Origin of the sequence: Mycobacterium dioxanotrophicus (assembly GCF_002157835.1) — a bacterium.
GTDB classification, from domain to species: domain Bacteria; phylum Actinomycetota; class Actinomycetes; order Mycobacteriales; family Mycobacteriaceae; genus Mycobacterium; species Mycobacterium dioxanotrophicus.
The window spans coordinates 2,715,304-2,735,324 of the sequence record NZ_CP020809.1 but is presented as its reverse complement, the minus strand read 5'-3'; the positions used below and the strand labels follow the sequence as shown (position 1 = coordinate 2,735,324).

Annotated in this window: 17 protein-coding genes; 10 read left to right on the top strand and 7 right to left on the bottom strand. The window is 67.5% G+C overall.

Going from position 1 to position 20,021, the window contains the following annotated elements; genetic code table 11:
* Positions 1-94 precede the first annotated feature (94 nt).
* Complete coding sequence (locus tag BTO20_RS13185; RefSeq protein WP_087076491.1) at positions 95-670, bottom strand: hypothetical protein; 576 nt, start codon at positions 668-670, stop codon at positions 95-97.
* Between the two features lie 145 nt (positions 671-815).
* On the opposite strand from BTO20_RS13185, the gene aceE reads away from it, so the two are divergent.
* The 7 genes from aceE to BTO20_RS13150 all read left to right on the top strand — a co-directional run bounded on the left by aceE (position 816) and on the right by BTO20_RS13150 (position 10,492).
* On the top strand, positions 816-3,605 hold the full coding sequence (gene aceE / locus BTO20_RS13180; RefSeq protein ID WP_087076488.1) for a pyruvate dehydrogenase (acetyl-transferring), homodimeric type: 2,790 nt from the start codon (positions 816-818) through the stop codon (positions 3,603-3,605).
* A 132-nt stretch (positions 3,606-3,737) separates the two neighbouring features.
* Complete coding sequence (locus BTO20_RS13175; RefSeq protein WP_087076485.1) at positions 3,738-5,024, top strand: PucR family transcriptional regulator; 1,287 nt, start codon at positions 3,738-3,740, stop codon at positions 5,022-5,024.
* A gap of 163 nt (positions 5,025-5,187) precedes the next feature.
* Positions 5,188-6,105, top strand: a complete 918-nt coding sequence (locus BTO20_RS13170; RefSeq protein ID WP_087076483.1) for an ACP S-malonyltransferase — start codon at positions 5,188-5,190, stop codon at positions 6,103-6,105.
* Between the two features lie 75 nt (positions 6,106-6,180).
* Positions 6,181-6,480, top strand: coding sequence for a meromycolate extension acyl carrier protein AcpM (gene acpM / locus BTO20_RS13165; RefSeq protein WP_018599434.1), 300 nt, complete (start codon positions 6,181-6,183; stop codon positions 6,478-6,480).
* A complete protein-coding gene (gene kasA / locus BTO20_RS13160; RefSeq protein WP_087076481.1) occupies positions 6,477-7,727 on the top strand; it encodes a 3-oxoacyl-ACP synthase KasA in 1,251 nt (416 codons plus the stop codon). The genes acpM and kasA overlap by 4 nt, the downstream gene beginning before the upstream one ends.
* A 27-nt stretch (positions 7,728-7,754) precedes the next feature.
* Positions 7,755-9,008, top strand: a complete 1,254-nt coding sequence (kasB, locus tag BTO20_RS13155; protein WP_087076479.1) for a 3-oxoacyl-ACP synthase KasB — start codon at positions 7,755-7,757, stop codon at positions 9,006-9,008.
* Between the two features lie 56 nt (positions 9,009-9,064).
* Positions 9,065-10,492: an acyl-CoA carboxylase subunit beta gene (locus BTO20_RS13150; RefSeq protein WP_087076476.1), complete on the top strand. Its 1,428-nt coding sequence runs from the start codon at positions 9,065-9,067 to the stop codon at positions 10,490-10,492.
* A gap of 85 nt (positions 10,493-10,577) precedes the next feature.
* Here BTO20_RS13150 and BTO20_RS13145 read toward each other — a convergent pair whose 3' ends face one another.
* Complete coding sequence (locus BTO20_RS13145; protein ID WP_087076474.1) at positions 10,578-11,327, bottom strand: SDR family oxidoreductase; 750 nt, start codon at positions 11,325-11,327, stop codon at positions 10,578-10,580.
* Positions 11,328-11,414: 87 nt separating this feature from the next.
* On the opposite strand from BTO20_RS13145, the gene BTO20_RS13140 reads away from it, so the two are divergent.
* Entirely contained in the window at positions 11,415-12,320 is a 906-nt protein-coding gene (locus tag BTO20_RS13140; protein WP_087076472.1) for a LysR family transcriptional regulator, read from the top strand.
* On the opposite strand, the gene BTO20_RS13135 is transcribed toward BTO20_RS13140, so the two are convergent.
* The 4 genes from BTO20_RS13135 to BTO20_RS13120 form a co-directional block, all read right to left on the bottom strand.
* Positions 12,294-13,865 (bottom strand): FAD-dependent monooxygenase, encoded by a 1,572-nt coding sequence (locus tag BTO20_RS13135; RefSeq protein ID WP_087076470.1) that lies wholly within the window; start codon positions 13,863-13,865, stop codon positions 12,294-12,296. The genes BTO20_RS13140 and BTO20_RS13135 overlap by 27 nt on opposite strands.
* A 74-nt stretch (positions 13,866-13,939) precedes the next feature.
* Positions 13,940-14,560, bottom strand: coding sequence for a TetR/AcrR family transcriptional regulator (locus tag BTO20_RS13130; protein WP_087076468.1), 621 nt, complete (start codon positions 14,558-14,560; stop codon positions 13,940-13,942).
* Between the two features lie 50 nt (positions 14,561-14,610).
* On the bottom strand, positions 14,611-16,188 hold the full coding sequence (locus tag BTO20_RS13125) for a glycerol-3-phosphate dehydrogenase/oxidase (protein WP_087076465.1): 1,578 nt from the start codon (positions 16,186-16,188) through the stop codon (positions 14,611-14,613).
* A complete protein-coding gene (locus tag BTO20_RS13120) occupies positions 16,185-16,769 on the bottom strand; it encodes a TetR/AcrR family transcriptional regulator (RefSeq protein WP_087076463.1) in 585 nt (194 codons plus the stop codon). The genes BTO20_RS13125 and BTO20_RS13120 overlap by 4 nt, the downstream gene beginning before the upstream one ends.
* Positions 16,770-16,819: 50 nt before the next feature.
* On the opposite strand from BTO20_RS13120, the gene BTO20_RS13115 reads away from it, so the two are divergent.
* On the top strand, positions 16,820-18,388 hold the full coding sequence (locus tag BTO20_RS13115; protein WP_087082028.1) for an FAD-binding oxidoreductase: 1,569 nt from the start codon (positions 16,820-16,822) through the stop codon (positions 18,386-18,388).
* On the top strand, positions 18,385-19,281 hold the full coding sequence (locus BTO20_RS13110) for a diacylglycerol kinase (RefSeq protein ID WP_087076461.1): 897 nt from the start codon (positions 18,385-18,387) through the stop codon (positions 19,279-19,281). The genes BTO20_RS13115 and BTO20_RS13110 overlap by 4 nt, the downstream gene beginning before the upstream one ends.
* On the opposite strand, the gene BTO20_RS13105 is transcribed toward BTO20_RS13110, so the two are convergent.
* Positions 19,278-19,925 carry a TetR/AcrR family transcriptional regulator gene (locus BTO20_RS13105; protein WP_087076459.1) on the bottom strand — a complete coding sequence of 216 codons (648 nt, stop codon included), beginning with the start codon at positions 19,923-19,925 and terminating at the stop codon, positions 19,278-19,280. The genes BTO20_RS13110 and BTO20_RS13105 overlap by 4 nt on opposite strands.
* Positions 19,926-20,021 lie beyond the last annotated feature (96 nt).

Genomic DNA, 20,021 nt, shown 5'->3' with positions numbered 1-20,021 from the left:
GTCGATCCTCCTTCAGGCTCCATGTGCACTCTTGATGCGTTTTCGTCCTAATCGTCGCACGTCGGTGTCCGAGTACGGGCGCATGCCGGGCAGTTCATCGATACGCCTTGTCGCAGCGGTCCAGCGCGTTGGTCTTGGCGGTGTTGGATCGGTCGGTCGCGGCGTTGATCGTGTCGACCGCCGCGTTGCTCGAAATTGCCGTCGCGAGCGCCCGCGCAGCGTCCACCCATTCGTTCAGTGCGGCGCGCAGATCCGGCGCGAGCGCGTCGACGGAGCCGGAACTGACCAGGTCAGCGCTGTGGTTGAGGGCATCGGCGGCCGGGCCGACCTTCGACTGCACGTCGCCGTGGTTGTTGGCGGCGGTGACATAGGCGTTGACGGCGTTGACCGCGTCGACCGATGAGGTGCTCATGTCCTCGCACACCGCGTGGACCGCTTGGGTGGTCAGCGAGGCCTGCCGTTCGGACTCGCGCGTCGCCGAGCTCGACTTCGACGCGTCGACGGAGGCCGAGATCGAGGCCCGGTACAGCTGGGCGTCCTGCTGGTCGGCGACAGCCGCGCCGTCGGTCATGCGGGTGCAGCCCACGATCACCATGGCGATCGACGCCGCACTGCCCACCGCGAACGCGGCGACGCGCAGCCGCGCCCGACACTGTCCACCCACCAGCACGGTCTGCAGACGTTACCGGCTGGAACCGATTCCGATGGGTTCATTGCACTCGACACCCCAGCGGCACGAATACGGCACGATAGGTGGACGATAGAGGACGCCACAAGCACCCATCAGTTGTTAACCGCCTAACAAGGAGCGGAAGTTGACCACCGAGTTCGCGCGCCAGGATCTGGCTCAAAACTCCACCACCGCAGCCGAACACGACCGGGTTCGGGTCATCCGGAAGGGGGTTGCCTCCTACCTGCCGGACATCGACACCGATGAGACCACGGAGTGGCTGGAGTCGTTCGACGAGTTGCTGGAGCGCTCCGGTCCTGCCCGCGCCCGGTATCTGATGCTGCGCCTGCTGGAACGCTCGCGGGAGAAGCGCGTCGCGATCCCGGCCCTGACGTCGACCGACTACGTCAACACCATCCCGACCGACCTGGAGCCGTGGTTCCCCGGCGACGAGGACGTCGAGCGACGCTACCGCGCCTGGATCCGGTGGAACGCCGCCATCATGGTGCACCGTGCCCAGCGCCCGGGAGTCGGTGTGGGCGGCCACATTTCCACCTACGCATCGTCAGCGTCGCTGTATGAGGTCGGGTTCAACCACTTCTTCCGCGGCAAATCCCATCCGGGCGGTGGCGATCAGATCTTCATCCAGGGTCACGCCTCGCCGGGCATCTACGCCCGCGCCTTCCTCGAGGGCCGGCTGACAACCGACCAACTGGATGGTTTCCGTCAGGAACACAGCCATCCCGGCGGCGGGCTGCCCTCCTACCCGCACCCTCGGCTGATGCCCGACTTCTGGGAGTTCCCCACGGTGTCGATGGGCCTGGGCCCGATGAACGCGATCTATCAGGCCCGGTTCAACCACTACCTGCACGACCGCGGCATCAAGGACACCTCCGATCAGCATGTGTGGGCGTTCCTCGGCGACGGTGAGATGGACGAGCCCGAAAGCCGCGGCCTGATCCAGGTTGCCGCCAACGAGGCGCTGGACAACCTGACCTTCGTGATCAACTGCAACCTGCAGCGCCTCGACGGCCCGGTCCGCGGCAACGGCAAGATCATCCAGGAACTGGAGTCGTTCTTCCGCGGAGCCGGCTGGAACGTCATCAAGGTGGTGTGGGGCCGCGAGTGGGATGCGCTGCTGCATGCCGACAAGGACGGCGCGCTCGTCAACCTGATGAACGTCACCCCCGACGGTGACTACCAGACCTACAAGGCCAACGACGGCGCTTACGTACGCGACCACTTCTTCGGCCGCGACCCGCGCACCAAGGCCCTCGTCGAGCCGATGACCGACCAGGAGATCTGGAACCTCAAGCGCGGCGGCCACGATTACCGCAAGGTGTACGCCGCCTACCGTGCCGCCACCGAGCACAAGGGGCAGCCGACGGTCATCCTGGCCAAGACCATCAAGGGTTACACGTTGGGCAGCCACTTCGAGGGGCGCAACGCCACGCACCAGATGAAAAAGCTTGCGCTGCAAGACCTCAAGGATTTCCGCGACGTCACCCGGGTACCGATCTCCGATGCCCAACTCGAAGAGGATCCCTACCTGCCGCCGTACTACCATCCCGGACCGGAGACCCCGGAGATCCGCTATCTGCTGGATCGTCGCCGTGCCCTTGGCGGATTCCTCCCGGCACGACGCAACAAGACCACGCCGTTGGCGTTGCCTGCGTCCGAGTCGTACAAGCCCCTCAAGAAGGGGTCGGGCAACCAGGCCGTGGCCACCACCATGGCGACGGTGCGTACGTTCAAGGAACTGTTGCGCGACAAGAACATCGGGCCGCGCCTGGTGCCGATCATCCCCGACGAGGCCCGCACGTTCGGCATGGACTCGTGGTTCCCGTCGTTGAAGATCTACAACCGCAACGGGCAGCTCTACACGTCGGTGGACTCGGCATTGATGTTGGCCTACAAGGAATCTGAAGTAGGCCAGATCCTGCACGAGGGCATCAACGAGGCCGGGTCGACGTCTTCGTTCACCGCGGTGGGCACGTCCTACTCCACCCACGACGAGCCGATGATCCCGATCTACATCTTCTATTCGATGTTCGGGTTCCAGCGCACCGGCGACGGGCTGTGGGCGGCGGCCGACCAGATGGCCAAGGGCTTCGTGCTCGGCGCCACCGCGGGCCGCACCACGCTGACCGGCGAAGGCCTGCAGCACGCCGACGGACACTCGCTGCTGCTGGCGTCGACCAACCCGGCTGCGGTGACCTACGACCCGGCGTTCGCCTACGAGATCGCCCACATCATCGAGTCTGGGCTGCAGAGGATGTACGGCGAGCACGCCGAGAACGTCTTCTTCTACATCACCATCTACAACGAGCCCTACGTCCAGCCCGCCGAGCCGGAGAACCTCGACGCCGAGGCGCTGCTGCGCGGCATGTACCGCTACCGCGCGGCAGCCGAGCCACGCACGAATACCGCCCAGATCCTGGCTTCGGGCGTCGCGATGCCCGAAGCGCTGCGGGCGGCTGACCTGCTGGCCGAGGAATGGGATGTCGCGGCTGATGTGTGGTCGGTGACCAGCTGGGGCGAGCTCAATCGCGAAGGTGTGGAAATCGAAAAGCACCGGCTGCGCCACCCCGATCAGCCGTCGCTGACGCCGCATGTCACGTCCTCGCTGGCCGATGCGGCGGGGCCGGTCGTGGCGGTGTCGGACTGGATGCGTGCCGTGCCCGAGCAGATCCGGCCCTGGGTGCCCGGCACCTACATCACCCTGGGCGCCGACGGGTTCGGTTTCTCCGACACCCGTCCGGCCGCGCGCCGCTACTTCAACACCGACGCCGAGTCGGTCGTGGTGGCGGTGCTGGAGGGGCTTGCCCGTGACGGCAACATCGACGCCTCGGTAGCCGCCGAGGCCGCCCGTAAGTACCGCATCGACGACGTGTTCGCCGCCGCGGTGTCTTACGTCGACACCGGCAGCGCCTAGCGTTTTTCCGGCGGCTTTCTCCGGCGAGCAGACAGTCCGGTACCCGAAACGCGGCGTGTCGCGTACCGGAATGTCTGCTCGCCGAGAAGCGGTTTGGAGGAATCCGCTAGAAGATCGGCGTAGCTTTTAGGGATGCCCGACAATCGGTTCGTCCCGCCGAAGACCACGGTCGAGGTGCTGGAGGCGGTGCCGGACTCGACGCTGCGCCGGTTGAAGCAGTACTCCGGCCGGCTGGCCACCGAGGCCGTGCATGCGATGGAAGACCGGTTGTCGTTCTTCGCCGAGCTCGACGCGTCGCAGCGGGCCAGCGTGCAACTGGTGGTCCAGACCGCCGTCGTCAACTTCGTGGAATGGATGCGCAACCCGCAAAGCGACGTCGGCTACACCGCGCAAGCCTTCGAAGTGGTGCCGCAGGATCTGCGGCGGCGGATCGCCCTGCGGCAGTCGGTGGAGATGGTGCGCACCACCATGGAGTTCTTCGAAGAGGTCGTGCCGCTACTGGCCCGGTCCGAAGAACAACTGACGGCGCTGACGGCAGGCATCCTGCGGTACAGCCGTGACCTGGCGTTCGCGGCCGCCAGCGCCTACGCCGACCAGGCCGAGGCCCGTGGCGCCTGGGACCGGCGGATGGAGGCCAACGTCGTCGACGCCGTGGTACGTGGTGACGTGGGGCCCGAATTGCAGTCCCAGGCCGCGGCGCTGAACTGGGATGCCACGGCTCCCGCCACGGTGATCGTGGGGCTGCCACACCCGGATCGCATAGATATGGCCAGCGACGACGTGCGCGACGTGGTGCAGCGCCACGACCGGGCGGCCCTGTCGGACGTGCACGGCACCTGGTTGGTCACCATCGTGTCCGGTCCGCTGTCGCCGACCGATCGGTTCCTCACCGATCTGATGACCGTTTTCGCCGACGGCCCAGTGGTGATCGGCCCGTTGGCCCACACCCTGACGGCCGCGCACCGCAGCGCGACGGAGGCGATCTCCGGCATGAACGCCGTGGCCGGTTGGAGCGGCGCGCCGCGGCCGGTCCCGGCCCGCGAGCTCCTGCCGGAGCGCGCACTGCTCGGGGACATGGACGCGATCGCGGCCCTGGCGACAGAGGTCATGCGGCCGCTGTCCGATGCCGGACCCGCGCTGACCGAAACCCTTGACGCGTACCTCGATTCCGGCGGCGCCATCGAGGCCTGCGCCCGCAAATTGTTCGTTCATCCAAATACCGTCCGGTACCGGCTGAAACGGATCGCCGACTTCACCGGGCGCGACCCCGCAGTGCCCCGGGATGCCTACGTGCTGCGGGTCGCGGCAAGCGTCGGGCGGCTGAGCTCGCAGTCGTCTCAGTCGAGCACGTCAAACAGCCTCGCGAAGGCGGTTCCCGCCGTCGGACCGGCCGGCGGGGGCGGTCGTCGTGCCTGGTAGCGGCCGTCGCGCCAGAAACCTGTGTCGCGGCGGGGTATCGACAATGTCGCATCACGTGCAGTTTTGTAGACATCCCACAAAAACATAAGACAAGGTTCATAATCTCTTACACGGCGCAAAACCAACTTCACAGTGTTCTCTTAATGACGTGCCTCAAGGACCCGTGCTCGCATTGCTCGCCCCCGGACAGGGCTCGCAGACGCCCGGCATGCTCACCCCATGGTTGGAGCTGCCCGGTGCCGCCGACCGTCTGGCGGCCTGGTCGCAGATCAGCGGCCTGGATCTGGCCCGCCTGGGCACCACGGCAACCGCCGAGGAGATCACCGACACCGCGGTGACGCAGCCGCTGGTGGTGGCCGCCACCCTGCTCGCCCATGAGGAACTCGTCCGGCGCGGCGTGCTCGACAAGGTCGCTGCCGCCGAGACCATCGTGGCAGGGCATTCCGTCGGTGAGATCGCCGCCTACGCGATCGCCGGGGTGATCTCCGCCGACGACGCGGTCAAGCTCGCCGCCACCCGCGGTGCCGAGATGGCCAAGGCCTGCGCGGTCGAGCCCACCGGCATGTCCGCGGTGCTCGGCGGCGACGAGGCAGAGGTGCTGGCCCGCCTGGAGTCGCTGGACCTGATCCCGGCCAACCGCAACGCGGCAGGTCAGATCGTGGCCGCCGGCGCCGTGTCGGCGCTGGAAAAGCTGGCCGAGGATCCGCCGGCCAAGGCCCGCGTGCGCCAGCTGGCCACCGCAGGCGCCTTCCACACCCACTACATGGCTTCCGCGCTCGACGGCTACGCGGCCGCGGCCTCGTCTGTAACGACAACCGAGCCCACCGCGACACTGCTGTCGAACGCCGACGGACAGCCCGTCACCTCGGCCGCCGATGCGATGGAGAAGCTCGTCGCTCAGCTGACCAAGCCGGTGCGCTGGGACCTGTGCACCGCGAGCATGCGTCAGCGCGAGGTCACCGGGATCGTCGAATTCCCGCCGGCCGGTACGTTGGCCGGCATCGCGAAGCGGGAACTCAAGGGCACGCCGACGCGCGCCATCAAGTCCCCTGAGGACCTCGACACCCTCACCGAGCTCTAGACCATCTCCACCCCAGAACGTTCCAAAGAGTCCTCCGCACCCGGGGGACGCAAAACACCAATAGAAGGAGCCATTGTGGCCGCCAGTCAGGAAGAAATCATCGCCGGTCTCGCCGAGATCATCGAAGAGGTCACCGGCATCGAGCCGTCTGAGGTGACCCCGGAGAAGTCGTTCGTCGACGACCTGGACATCGACTCGCTGTCCATGGTGGAGATCGCCGTGCAGACCGAGGACAAGTACGGCGTGAAGATCCCCGACGAGGATCTGGCCGGCCTGCGGACCGTCGGTGACGTTGTCGCCTACATCCAGAAGCTCGAGGAAGAGAACCCCGAGGCCGCCGCCGCCCTGCGTGAGAAGTTCTCGGCCGACCAGTGACCAGGCCTTCCACTGCTAATGGCGGTTACCCCAGCGTTGTGGTAACCGCCGTTACGGCGACGACCTCGATCGCGCCGGACATCGAGAGCACGTGGAAGGGCCTGCTGGCAGGCGAGAGCGGTATCCGCGTCCTCGAAGACGATTTCGTCGCGAAGTGGGATCTTCCGGCCAAGATCGGTGGGCACCTCAAGGAGCCGCTCGATCCACTGATGACCCGCCTGGAGATGCGCCGCATGTCGTACGTGCAGCGCATGGCCAAGTACCTCGGGAACCAGCTGTGGGAGTCCGCCGGTAAGCCGGAGGTCGACCCGGACCGGTTCGCGGTGGTCATCGGCACCGGGCTCGGCGGTGGCGAGAAGATCGTCGAGACCTACGACGCGATGAACGAGGGTGGGCCCCGCAAGGTGTCCCCGCTCGCCGTTCAGATGATCATGCCCAACGGTGCGGCTGCGGTCGTCGGCCTCGAACTCGGGGCCCGCGCAGGCGTGATCACGCCGGTGTCGGCGTGTTCGTCGGGTTCGGAGGGCATCGCCCATGCCTGGCGGCAGATTGTCATGGGCGACGCCGACATCGCCGTCTGCGGCGGCGTCGAGGGTGCCATCGAAGCGCTGCCGATCGCGGCGTTCTCGATGATGCGTGCCATGTCGACCCGGAACGAAGACCCCGAGGGTGCGTCGCGTCCGTTCGACAAGGACCGTGACGGGTTCGTCTTCGGCGAGGCCGGTGCGCTCATGGTCATCGAGACCGAGGAGCACGCCCTGGCCCGTGGCGCCAAGCCGCTGGCCCGCCTGATGGGCGCCGGCATCACCTCCGATGCCTTCCACATGGTGGCCCCGGCCGCCGACGGCCTGCGGGCCGGTGCCGCAATGAAGCGTGCGCTGGAGACCGCCGGTCTGGACGCCAAGGACATCGACCACGTCAACGCTCACGCCACGGCCACGCCGATCGGTGACACCGCGGAGGCCAACGCCATCCGTGTCGCCGGTGTGCAGAACGCCGCGGTGTACGCACCGAAGTCGGCCCTGGGCCACTCCATCGGTGCTGTCGGTGCACTCGAATCCGTGCTGACAGTGCTGGCTCTTCGCGACGGCGTCATCCCGCCGACGTTGAACTACGAAACACCGGATCCTGAGATCGATCTCGATATCGTTGCAGGTGAGCCTCGGTATGGCGACTACCAGTACGCCATCAACAACTCGTTCGGGTTCGGTGGCCACAATGTGGCCCTGACCTTCGGGCGGTACTGAGGCACGAGAGGAAAGAACGCAGTAGAAATGGCGGGATTGTCCACGGGTAACGGTCTGCCCAACGTGGTTGTGACCGGCGTCGCCATGTCGACGGCGCTGGCAACCGATGCCGAAAGTACCTGGAAGAAGTTGCTGGACGGGCAGAGCGGCATTCGCACGCTCACCGACCCGTTCGTCGAAGAGTACGACCTGCCGGTTCGCATCGGCGGTCACCTCCTCGAAGACTTCGATCATGAGCTGACGCGCGTCGAACTCCGGCGCCTGTCGTACCTCCAGAAGATGTCGACCGTGATCGGCCGGCGCGTCTGGGAGAACGCAGGCACTCCCGAGGTCGATCCCAAGCGCCTGATGGTGTCGGTCGGCACCGGCCTGGGATCTGCCGAGGAGTTGGTGTTCGCCTACGACGGCATGCGGTCCAGAGGCCTTCGTGCCGTGTCACCACTCGTTGTGCAGATGTACATGCCCAATGGCGCTGCCGCCGCTGTCGGACTCGAGCGCAAGGCCAAGGCCGGGGTGAGCACCCTGATCTCGGCCTGCGCCTCGGGTTCCGAAGCCATCGCGAATGCGTGGCGCAATATCGTGCTCGGTGAAGCCGATATGGCCATCTGCGGTGGCGTGGAAACCAAGATCGAGGCGGTGCCGATCGCCGGCTTCGCCCAGATGCGCATCGTGCTGTCCAACAGCAACGACGATCCGCAGGGCGCCTGTCGCCCGTTCGACAAAGACCGCAACGGGTTCGTCTTCGGTGAGGCCGGCGCCATGCTGGTCATCGAAACCGAGGAGCACGCCAAGGCCCGCGGCGCCAACATCCTGGCCCGCATCATGGGCGCCAGTGTCACCTCCGACGGCTACCACATCGTGGCGCCCGATCCCAACGGCGAGCAGGCGGGTTACGCCATGACCCGCGCGATCCAGTTGGCCGGTCTGCAGCCCTCGGACATCGACCACGTCAACGCGCACGCCACCGGCACCAGCGTCGGCGACGTGGCCGAGGGCGTGGCCATCAACAACGCGATGCGGGGTCACCGTCCCGCGGTCTACGCACCGAAGTCCGCGCTCGGCCACTCGGTCGGCGCGGTCGGGGCCGTGGAGTCCATTCTCACCGTCCTGGCGCTGCGCGACGGCGTCATCCCACCGACACTTAACCTGCGTAACCTCGATCCGGAGATCGACCTCGATGTCGTCGCCGGCGAACCGAGGCAGGGCAACTACAAGTACGCAATCAACAACTCGTTCGGATTCGGTGGGCACAACGTCGCGCTCACCTTCGGGAAGTACTGACACCCACCGTATTCCCGCAAGGCTGGCCGGCATCCGACAGCTACAAGGAGGTTTGTATGACCATCATGGCCCCCGAGGCGGCTGCCGAATCACTCGATCCGCGCGATCCACTGCTCCGGCTCAAGACGTTCTTCGACGACGGCTGCGACGTCGAACTGCTGCACGAGCGTGACCGTTCCGGTGTGCTCGCCGCCGCGGGCACCGTCAACGGTGTACGGACCGTCGCGTTCTGCACCGACGGCACTGTGATGGGCGGCGCGATGGGTGTGGACGGCTGCGCCCACATCGTCAACGCCTACGACACCGCCATCGCGGACCAGAGCCCGATCGTCGGCATCTGGCACTCCGGCGGTGCCCGGCTGGCCGAGGGCGTCAGGGCCCTGCATGCCGTCGGCCTGGTGTTCGAGGCGATGATCCGCGCGTCCGGCTACATCCCGCAGATCTCGGTGGTCGTCGGCTTCGCGGCAGGCGGCGCGGCCTACGGCCCGGCGCTGACCGACGTGATCATCATGGCCCCGGACAGCAAGGTGTTCGTCACCGGCCCTGACGTCGTGCGCAGTGTCACCGGCGAGGACGTCGACATGGTGTCGCTGGGCGGCCCCGACGCCCACCACAAGAAGTCCGGCGTGTGCCACATCGTCGCCGACGACGAACTTGACGCCTACGAGCGCGGCCGCCGGCTGGTCGGATTGTTCTGCCAGCAGGGCCATTTCGACCGCACCAAGGCCGAGTCGGGAGACTCCGACCTGCACGCGCTGCTGCCGGAGTCGGCCCGTCGTGCCTACGACGTGCACCCGCTGATCACCGCTCTGCTCGACGAGGGTGTGCCGTTCGAGGAGTTCCAGGGCAAGTGGGCCCCGTCGATCGTCGTGGGCCTGGGCCGGCTGGCCGGGCGTTCGGTCGGCGTGATCGCGAACAACCCGCTGCGCCTGGGCGGCTGCCTGAACTCCGAAAGTGCCGAGAAGTCGGCACGTTTCGTGCGGCTGTGCGACGCCTTCGGCATCCCGCTGGTGGTTCTGGTTGACGTGCCCGGCTACCTGCCCGGTGTGGACCAGGAATGGGGCGGTGTCGTGCGACGCGGCGCCAAGCTGCTGCACGCCTTCGGTGAGTCGACGGTCCCCCGCGTCACGCTGGTGACCCGCAAGATCTACGGCGGCGCCTACATCGCGATGAACTCGCGGTCGCTCAACGCCACCAAGGTGTTCGCGTGGCCGGACGCCGAGGTCGCCGTGATGGGTGCCAAGGCCGCCGTCGGCATCCTGCACAAGAAGAAGCTGGCTGCCGTCGAAGACCTTGCCGAGCGCGAGGCCCTGCACGAGGAGCTGGCGGTCGAGCACGAGCGCATCGCCGGCGGGGTGGATTCGGCCATCGAGATCGGCGTGGTCGACGAGAAGATCGACCCGGCCCACACCCGCAGCAAGATCACCCAGGCCTTGGCTGAGGCGCCGCACCGCCGCGGCCGCCACAAGAACATCCCGCTGTAACCACTCAGCTGGCGCGAATGGCCAGTTATTGCACATCTAAGGCGAAAAGCCGTGCAATAACTGGCCATTCGGCGTTTCGGCACGGCTACCGCGTGGTGTAGCCGCCGTTGGCGAAGATGGTCTGCCCGTTGATCCAGTGCCCGTCACCGGCGAGGAACACGACCAGCGGCGCGATGTCGGTGATCTCGGTCAACCGGTTGCCCATGGCCTGCGACTTGTGGAACTCGACGCGCTCGGGCGTCTCCTGCGGGTAGAAGAACGGGGTGTCCATCGGGCCGGGCGCGACGTTGTTGACGTTGATGCCACGCACCCCGAACTCCTTGGACGCCGCACGGGTGAAGTGTTCGACCGGGCTCTTCGAGCCGGCGTAGGTCGAGTAGCCGTCGGTATAGGCCGCCAGCAGCGCGGTGACGATGGTGACCACCGAACCGTTGTCGGCCAGGCGCTTGCCGGCCTGCTGCAGGAAGAAGTAAGCCGCCTTGGCGTTGATGTCGAACATCGAATCGTATTCGGCCTCAGTGGTTTCCACGAACGGCTTGCGCAGCACCTTGCCCACGGTGTTGATCGCGATGTCGACGCTGCCGAACGCGTCGACCGCGGCGTCGAAGAGCTTCTCGACGTTGGCCGGCACGGTCAGATCGCCTTGCACCTTGATGGCCTTCACTCCGGCGCCCTGCACCGCGGCCACCGTCTTGTCGGCGTCCGCCTCGCTGGACGCGCTGTTGTAGTGGACGGCGACGTTGACGCCGCGCTCGGCGAGTGTGGTGCTGATCAGACCGCCCAGGTTCTTGGCGCCTGCGGCAACGATCGCGGATTTACCTTCCAGTTTGCTCATGGCTCCGAGGCTAGCCAGCAAACTCACAAATGAGTAACGCAAAAATTCGACCTTTCAACAAGGATCCCTTGTAGGTAGGCTGGCGCGATGAGCGAGCGCATCCCCGACCTACGGCGTTTGCGTCATTTCATCGCGGTCGCCGAAGCCGGGGGCTTCACCCGGGCCGCCGATGAGCTGCACCTGAGCCAGCAGGCGCTCAGCAGCTCGGTTGCTCAGCTGGAGAAAGAGCTCGCCACCACACTGTTCGTCCGCGAGGGCCGGCGGGTCGCCCTGACCCGGGCCGGCGAGTTGCTGCGCAGCGAGGGCCGGGTTCTGCTCGCCGCCGCCCGCACGGTCTCCGAACGGGTGCGGCAGGCCGCAGGCACCGACGAGGTCTACGTCGTCGGCCACACCCCTGCCCTGAGTGGCGCCGAGGTGTACACCCGGCTGGAACGGGCGATCACGGCCTGCGGGGACACGTCGTTCACGTTCCGGCAGCTCTACCCCGATCAACTCGTCGACGCAGTGTTGGACGGCACGGTGGCGCTGGGACTGCGCCGCGCCGTGGTACCCACCAGCGAGTTGGCCACCGCCGTCGTGGGTTACGACCGGGTGCGACTGGCGGTGCCGGCCGAGCACCCGCTGGCGCGCCGCGCGACGGCAGACATCACCGAGGTGGCCGGCGAGCGGATCACCCTGTGGGCGCCACCGGGCGCGTCCTACTACAGCGACTTTCTGATGGGCGCCTGCCGCCGCGCCGGATTCGAACCCGACTACGTGGTGAGCCGGGTCCAGGGGGCGGCCACGGTCGCCGCGCCACTCACCACCGGCGCGGTCGCGTTCGTCACGACGCCGGCCGGTCCCGCCATCGCCGGACGGGTCGCGGTCATCGACCTGGATCCGCCGCTGCTGGTACCCATCCAGGCGCTATGGCAGCGTCACACCGCCTCGGCGGTACGCGACGCGATCCTCGCCGACGAACCGCACTCAACGGTCGAGGATCGCGGAAAGTGATTGACGCAGAGCGGTTTCCGGGTCCGAGGGCAGGGTCTCGGTACGCCAGCCGACGAAGTCGTCGGGCCGCACCAGCAGCGCGCCGCCGGCACCGAGCCCGGTGTGCGCAGCCCCGTCGTCGCCCAGCGCATGCACCGTGACCTCCACCCCGAAGGTGGCCGCCACCCGCGCGGCGGCGGCCGTCCACGCCGCCGGATCCCCCGCGGTGAACACCGCGAATCCGGAGTCGATCAAGTCCAACGTTGACACCCGGTCCCCGTCGCGGGGCAGCCAGATGTGCGGCATGCGGGTGCCCGGTTGGCCGGTCAACTCGTCGACGAAGGTCACGGTGCCGGGCGGTGTGGCGTCGGAAGCCACTGCCGCAGAATGGTATTGGTAGCCGAGCACCATCGTGAACAGCGGCGCCTCTTCTCCGGCGGCCAGGCCGGGCGACGTGCCATCCAGCTTGAGCAGCGCCAGCGGCGGCCCGATGAGCGACTGGCGGGCGGCGAACCGGCCGATCGGATACCGCTCGTCGTGATAGGTCGCGAGCAGGCCGGGGCCCGCGATGCCGTGATGGACGGCCGCCAACTTCCAGGCGAGGTTGTGTGCACTCTGGATCGCGGTGTTCGCGCCGCCGGCCTTGAACGGCGGCATGGTGTGCGCCGCGTCGCCCACGAGATATGTTCGTCCCGTGCGAAATTGATCGGCCACCCGTTCGTAGGGCTGCCACGGCGCCACCTCGATGATCTCCACGTCCATCGGTTCACCGATCGCCGCGACGAGAATGTCGCGGCAGTGTTCGGCAGTGAACTGCTCGGCAGATTCACCGCGTTCGGGCAGATAGGTGGTGATGAACATGCCGCGGTCGCCCTCGACGACGAGGAAGATGCCGTCCGCGTCGGGGTTGCGCACCTGGATCGCGTCGCCTTCACCCAACTCGGGCACGAGTGATCGCCACGGAGCCCGGAAGTAGATGAACACCACGAAGATCGGCAGCGCCCCGTAGCCTGAGGTGCCGGTGCCGAGCATGGTCCGGATCGGGCTGCGTACCCCGTCCGCGGCGATCAGATAGTCGGCGTGCACCGTCTGGCTACCGACCTCCGAGCTCAGCTCGGCGGTGACGCCGTCAGGTTTCTCTGTGAAGCCCACCAGGCTGGTGCCGTACCGAACCCGGCTCCCGCGACGACGAATGTCGTTGAGCAGCATGGGTTCCAGGTGGCTCTGCGGGCAGTACTGGGCAACCGGTTCGGGACTGAGGCCGTCGAACACGGCGAAGATCGCGTCGACGTCCATCGCCGGCTCGGCCGACGGGCTGTTCAGCGTCGGTTTGAGCATCATGCTGGTAACGCCGTCGGCCACCGCGTGCACCTGGTCACCCAAGCCCAGTGACCGCAGGATCTCGAGCGTGCGGCAGGTGATATTGCGGGCCTTCGGGTAGACGAAGGCCTCACGCCGTTTTTCCACCAGCATCGATTCGACGCCGTGCTGAGCCAGCAGGTCCGCGCAGGCCAGCCCCGCGACCCCCGCGCCGACGATCAGTACCGGGACTCGAACCTCGTTCATGGCCCCTCCTCCACACGGAACTGTTCAGTTCCGCCTAGGTCCACTCTGGCACTGCGGGCTGCGCCTGGCAACCGCTACGGCGCCGGTGCGCCGGCGAGCGGCAGGATGACGTCCTCGAGCACCCGCCGCACGAAGACCCGGTCGATCGGCCGCCCGGTGATCACCCGCACCACGTTGAGGCCCAGCGCCACGTCCGGTATCAGGCTCAGGTCGCGCCCGGACGGGATCTCGCCACGCGCCTGCGCATGGTCGAGCAGCAGCCGGATCATCTGGCGAGGAGGGGAGAGCACAAGGTCGTCCAAGGCGGCCGCAAGGACGGGATCGTGCATCGCGGCCGTCGCGACCCCGACAATCACCTGAATCGTGCTCAGCCCAGCGTCGTCGAATTCGGGTACCGCAGCGACGATCGCTTCGATGTCGCCGCGCAGGCTTCCCGTGTCGGGTAGTTCGACCGAACCCTGACGGCGCCGCCAGTGCGCGATCGCATCGGCGATCACGACGGGCTTCGACGGCCACCGCCGATAGATCGCCGCTTTGCCCACGCCGGCCCGCGCCGCGATGTCGTCCATGGTGAGCCGGTCATACCCCAGTTCTGCCACACCCCGCAGGGCTGCATCGAGAATCTGCGGGTCACGAGAGCGGTCCAGGCGCCCCGGGCTGCGCCGCGGGCTCGATGTCGACGCAGCACCTGCCATGACGGACCATCCTGTCGATACGGATCAGTTCCGCCTCAATATACCTGCGGTCACACCCGCGCCAGGAACTCCGCGGCAACCTCCGCCGCCCGGGCCCGGTCGTCGGCCACCAGGCCGATGCGGGTGCGCCGATCCAGGATGTCGTCGACGGTCAGCGCGCCCTCGTGCGTCACGGCGTATTCGAACTCCGCTCGCGTCACGTCGATCCCGTCAGCCACACGCTCGGTCGGGCGGTCGCAGCCGGCTTGCGCGACGACGTTGGGCGCCTCGGCTCCGTAGCGGGCCACCAGGGACAGTGGCAGCTCCATCGGCGCGCGCAACGTCGACACCGGATTGGCCGGGGCGCCCACCAGGGGCAGATTGCGGGTGCGGCACGCGGTGGCGGGCAAGCCGCGCAGCGCGACCGCGCGGTCCAGGACGTCCTGGGCCATATACCGGTATTCCGTAAGCTTGCCGCCGATGACACTCAGCACACCGTCGGGTGACTCGACGACGGCATGCTCACGGGAGACGTCGGCGGTACTCCCGGCACCCCTCGCGTCCGCGGTGCCCCCGGTGCTCCTCGCGTCCGCGGTGCCCTCGATCAGGGGCCGCAGCCCCGCGTAGGCGCCGCGCACGTCACCAGGGGTCAGTGCCGTGGCCAATGCGCCGTTCACCGTGTCCAGCAGAAAGGTGATCTCACCCGGAGTCGGTTGCGGCACATCGGGTATGGGACCGGGGGCATCTTCGTCGGTAAGTCCGAGGTATACCCGGCCGAGCTGTTCGGGCATCGCGAAGACGAACCGGTTCAACTCTCCCGGAATCGGCACGGTCAGCGCCGCAGTCGGATTGCCGAAGGCCGCGGCATCGAACACCAGATGCGTGCCGCGGCTCGGTCGCAGCGTGATGGACGGGTCCACCTCGCCTGCCCAGACGCCGGTGGCATTGATCACGGCACGGGCGGTCACGTCGAACGTCTCGCCCGTGACCTGCTCGGTCAGCGTGACCGAATTGCGTTGTGCGCCAGTGGCAGCGAGCCTGGTCAGGATCTTGGCGCCGTGTTGGGCTGCGGTACGGGCGACGGCGACCACCAGCCGGGCGTCGTCGATGAGCTGACCGTCGTAGGCCAGAAATGCGCCGTCCAGACCGTCGGTACGCACAGTGGGCGCCAACTCGACCGCGCGGGCGGCGTCCACCCGCCGTGACCGCGGCAATACCGTGGCGGGAGTTCCGGCGAGCCTGCGCAAACCGTCCCCGGCGACGAATCCGGTGCGGACCAGCGCCCGCGACGGGCCGCTCATCGACGGCAACAGCGGCACCAGCTGCGGCATGGCCTTGACGAGGTGAGGAGCGTTGCGGGTCATGAGGATTCCACGTTCGATGGCGCTGCGCCGCGCGATCCCGACGTTTCCGGTCGCGAGGTAGCGCAGCCCGCCGTGCACCAGTTTGGAGCTCCACCTGCTGGTGCCGAAGGCGACATCGTGTTTTTCCACCAGGGCAACGCTCAGCCCGCGGGTGGCGGCATCCAGCGCGATGCCTGCGCCGGTGATGCCACCACCGATGACGAGCACATCGAGCTGTTCACCATCGGCCAGCGCGGCGAGTTCGTTCACGCGGCGGGCCCGGTTGAGTGCGGCGGAGCGGCTCATGGCGCGAGGTATCCGTTCAGTGCGAGGGTCAGTTCACGGGCGAGCGCGTCGGCATCCAGGATCGGCTCCACCATCTGCGCCGACTGGATCGCCGACTGCGTGATCAGCAGGCACATGGTGGCAAGTTGACGCGGGTCGCCTCCGCGTACGCTGCCGTCTTCCTGCGCGAGCTTGAGCTCGCCGGCCACCGCGTCGATCAGGATCTGTTGGCTGGTGCCCAGTCGCTCTGCGATGTACACCATGGCCAGCTCCGGCGCGGTGTGCAGCACCGCCATGATCACCTCGTCGTGCCGCAGCCGTTGCGCGACCCGAACGATCCGGGCCACCAAGGGTTCACGCCCGGATCCCGTGCTCTCGACGTCGTCGAGCACGTGCACGATCCGCGCGGTGAGCAGCGCCGCCAAGATCGAGCGGGTGTCCGGGAAGCGGCGGTAGACGGTAGGTCGGCTGACGCCGGCGCGGCGCGCGATCTCGGCCAAGGTGACCCGGTCGATGCCGTAGGCCAGTACGCAGCTGGCGGCCGCATCGAGGATCCGGTCCCCCAGAGACTCAGCCGCTCCGTCGTTACTGATTGACACCATGTGTAATACTGTAACGCATGACGCGCCCGGTTGAGCAGCTCCTGCCCCCGATGAAATGGAATGCCTGGGGCGACCCCCAGGCGGCCAAACCGCTGTCCGACGGGATCCGAGCCCTACTGCACCAGGCCCTCGGCATCAGCGAAACCCAGTTTCCCGACGTCACCGCCGAGCAGGTTCGGCTGCGGCCGTCGGCGCTTGACGAGACGCACCGCGCCGAGTTGGCCGCGATCGTCGGCGCGCCGTACTGCGCCACCGACGACACGTCCCGGCTGCTGCATGCCGGCGGAAAATCGACCGTGGATCTGTTGCGCCGCAAGGATTCTGAAGCACAGGATGCTCCCGACGCGGTGCTGTTGCCCGGTTCCGAGGACGAGATAGCCGAGCTTCTCACCTACTGTTCAGCCCAGCGCATCGCGGTCGTCCCGTTCGGCGGCGGCACCAGCGTGGTCGGCGGGCTGGATCCGATCCGCGGTGAGCTCACCGCCGTCATCACGCTCGATCTGCGCCGCCTGAACCGGTTGATCAGCCTCGACGACGTATCCGGCGAGGCCGACTTGGAGGCCGGCGTCACCGGGCCGGATGCGGAGAGACTACTTGGCGCACAGGGATTCTCACTCGGGCACTTCCCGCAGAGTTTCCAGTTCGCCAGCGTCGGCGGGTTCGCCGCCACCCGTTCCTCGGGACAGGACTCGGCGGGCTACGGCCGGTTCGACGACATGGTCCGCGGGGTGCGGGTGGTGACGCCGGCCGGAGTTCTCGATCTCGGCCGCGCCCCCGCGTCGGCGGCCGGACCGGATCTGCGCCAACTGATCGTCGGCTCGGAGGGCGTGTTCGGGATCATCACCCGGGTGCGGGTGCGGGTCCACCCCGTTCCCGAGTCGACCCGCTACGAGGCGTGGTCGTTTCCCGATTTCGCCACCGGCGCCGCCGCGCTGCGCGCCGTCACCCAGACCGGAACCGGTCCGACCGTGATCCGGTTGTCCGACGAGGTGGAGACGGGCGTCAACCTGGCCACCACGGAAAGCATCGGCGAGCAGAGCATCACCGGCGGCTGCCTGGCCATCACGGTGTTCGAAGGCACCGCGGCCCACACCGAGAGCCGTCATGCCGAAACGCGCGCCGTGCTGGAACAACACGGCGGGACGTCACTGGGCGAAGCCCCGGCCCGAGCCTGGGAGCACGGCCGGTTCGGCGCGCCATACCTGCGGGATTCCCTGCTGTCCGCCGGTGCGCTGTGCGAGACGCTCGAAACCGCGACCAACTGGTCGAACGTCGCGGCATTGAAAGCCGCTGTCACCGAAGCCTTGACGACCGCGCTGGCGCCGGCGCTGGTGATGTGCCACATATCGCACGTCTACCCCACCGGAGCCTCGCTGTACTTCACCGTCGTCGCCGCCCAGCACGGCAATCCGATCGAACAGTGGGGGGCCGCCAAGGCCGCGGCCAGTGATGCCATGGTGCGCACCGGCGGCACCATCACCCACCATCACGCGGTCGGCGCCGATCACCGGCCGTGGATGGGAGCCGAGATCGGCGATCTCGGCGTCGAGGTACTGCGCGCCGTCAAGCGCACGCTGGATCCAGCCGGAATTCTCAATCCGGGCAAGCTGATTCCGTGAGTATCGGCCACGTCACGGTGCTGACCAACCCGCTGTCCGGGCACGGCAACGCACCGCATGCCGCTGAACGCGCCGTCGCCCGGTTTCAGCGGCAAGGCCTCGACGTGTGCGCCATCGTGGGCACCGACGCCGAGCATGCCCGCCGCCTGGTCCGCGACGCCCTCGACACGGGCACCGACGCACTCGTGGTGGTCGGCGGGGACGGCGTGATCTCGCTGGCCCTGCAGGAATTGGCCCAGGGCAGCGTGCCGCTCGGCATCGTCCCGGCCGGCACCGGGAACGATCACGCCCGCGAATTCCGCCTGCCCACAAGCGATCCCGAGGCCGCAGCCGATGTGATCGTCGCCGGCCACACCGAGACCATCGACCTGGGACGCATCGTCGATGGCGCCGGCGACGTGAAGTGGTTCGGCACCGTGATGGCTGCCGGGTTCGACTCGTTGGTCAGCGATCGCACCAACCGGATGAGCTGGCCGCACGGCCGGATGCGGTACAACGTGGCCATGGTCGCCGAGTTGTCGAAACTGCGGCTGCTGCCGTTCCGGTTGGCCTTCGACGACGGGCCCGAGGTCACCACCGCCCTGACCCTGGCGGCCTTCGGCAATACGCGTAGCTACGGCGGCGGCATGCTGATCTGCCCGGGCGCCGACCACGCCGACGGCCTGCTCGACATCACCATGGCCCATTCGGCGTCGCGCACCAAGCTGATTCGCTTGTTCCCGACGGTGTTCAAGGGCACGCACGTCAACCTGCCCGAGATCACCACCAAGCGGGCCGCAACGGTGCACGTCGACTGCCCCGGCATCAACGCCTACGCCGACGGCGATTTCGCCGCGGCCCTCCCGGTCACGGTGTCCGCGGTACCGCAGGCACTGCGCATCCTCGTGCCCTAATCCGCGTCGTCCTCCGACGAGCCCATCACGGCCAGCAGTTTGGCGAGATGACCGAACGCGTCGGTCATGGGTCGCGTCGGGACGGACGGATCGACAGCGCGCTGAATCCCCAGCCCGATACCGGCACTGAGCAGAAGATTACCGAGATCTGCGAGGCTGGCCGCCACATCGCTGCCAGCCAGTTGCTCCTCGGTGAACCCCAGTTTGGCCGACATCGACTGCAGGACTTCGACGATCATGGTCGCCGCTTCATTGCGCAGCGCCGTGATCATCTCGCCCAGTTCGGGATTGTTGCGTGAGAGCACCACGAACTCGAGTTCGAGCATGGTCCAGCCGACATCACCGGCGGTCCGCTCCAACCACGCGCTCACGGCGGCCACCCGAGCCTCGAGTTCATCGTCGGAGGTCGCGAGTTGGGCCATCTCGTCGAACTTCTCGCGGTGGATGAGCTCAAGCACCTCGCGGCAGAGGTTGGGCTTGCTGCCGAAGTTTGAGTACACCGCGCCCTTCGAGAAGCCCGCGTCGTCGGCGATGTCGTCGAGGCTGGTGGCGGCGTACCCGTGCCGGAGGAAGCGATGCTTGGCGGCCTGCAACAACTCGGCCCGCGTCCGTTCCTGGCGTTGCGCCCTGGTCAGCCGCGGCATGCGCTGATGATAGTTCGAGGTGAACTCTGGGTATTGAATTTACTCAGAGTATTCGGATACCGTCAGTATCTGAATGCTCGTGAGATGACCCATTGG

What these genes read in the sequence shown, in the direction of transcription:
- BTO20_RS13175 (WP_087076485.1), top strand. Translation starts at nt 3,738, where the DNA reads ATGCCCGACAATCGGTTCGTCCCGCCGAAGACCACGGTCGAGGTGCTG.
- kasB (WP_087076479.1), top strand. Translation starts at nt 7,755, where the DNA reads ATGGCGGGATTGTCCACGGGTAACGGTCTGCCCAACGTGGTTGTGACC.
- BTO20_RS13150 (WP_087076476.1), top strand. Translation starts at nt 9,065, where the DNA reads ATGACCATCATGGCCCCCGAGGCGGCTGCCGAATCACTCGATCCGCGC.
- BTO20_RS13145 (WP_087076474.1), bottom strand. Translation starts at nt 11,327, where the DNA reads ATGAGCAAACTGGAAGGTAAATCCGCGATCGTTGCCGCAGGCGCCAAG.
- BTO20_RS13140 (WP_087076472.1), top strand. Translation starts at nt 11,415, where the DNA reads ATGAGCGAGCGCATCCCCGACCTACGGCGTTTGCGTCATTTCATCGCG.
- BTO20_RS13135 (WP_087076470.1), bottom strand. Translation starts at nt 13,865, where the DNA reads ATGAACGAGGTTCGAGTCCCGGTACTGATCGTCGGCGCGGGGGTCGCG.
- BTO20_RS13130 (WP_087076468.1), bottom strand. Translation starts at nt 14,560, where the DNA reads ATGGCAGGTGCTGCGTCGACATCGAGCCCGCGGCGCAGCCCGGGGCGC.
- BTO20_RS13125 (WP_087076465.1), bottom strand. Translation starts at nt 16,188, where the DNA reads ATGAGCCGCTCCGCCGCACTCAACCGGGCCCGCCGCGTGAACGAACTC.
- BTO20_RS13120 (WP_087076463.1), bottom strand. Translation starts at nt 16,769, where the DNA reads ATGGTGTCAATCAGTAACGACGGAGCGGCTGAGTCTCTGGGGGACCGG.
- BTO20_RS13115 (WP_087082028.1), top strand. Translation starts at nt 16,820, where the DNA reads ATGAAATGGAATGCCTGGGGCGACCCCCAGGCGGCCAAACCGCTGTCC.
- BTO20_RS13105 (WP_087076459.1), bottom strand. Translation starts at nt 19,925, where the DNA reads ATGCCGCGGCTGACCAGGGCGCAACGCCAGGAACGGACGCGGGCCGAG.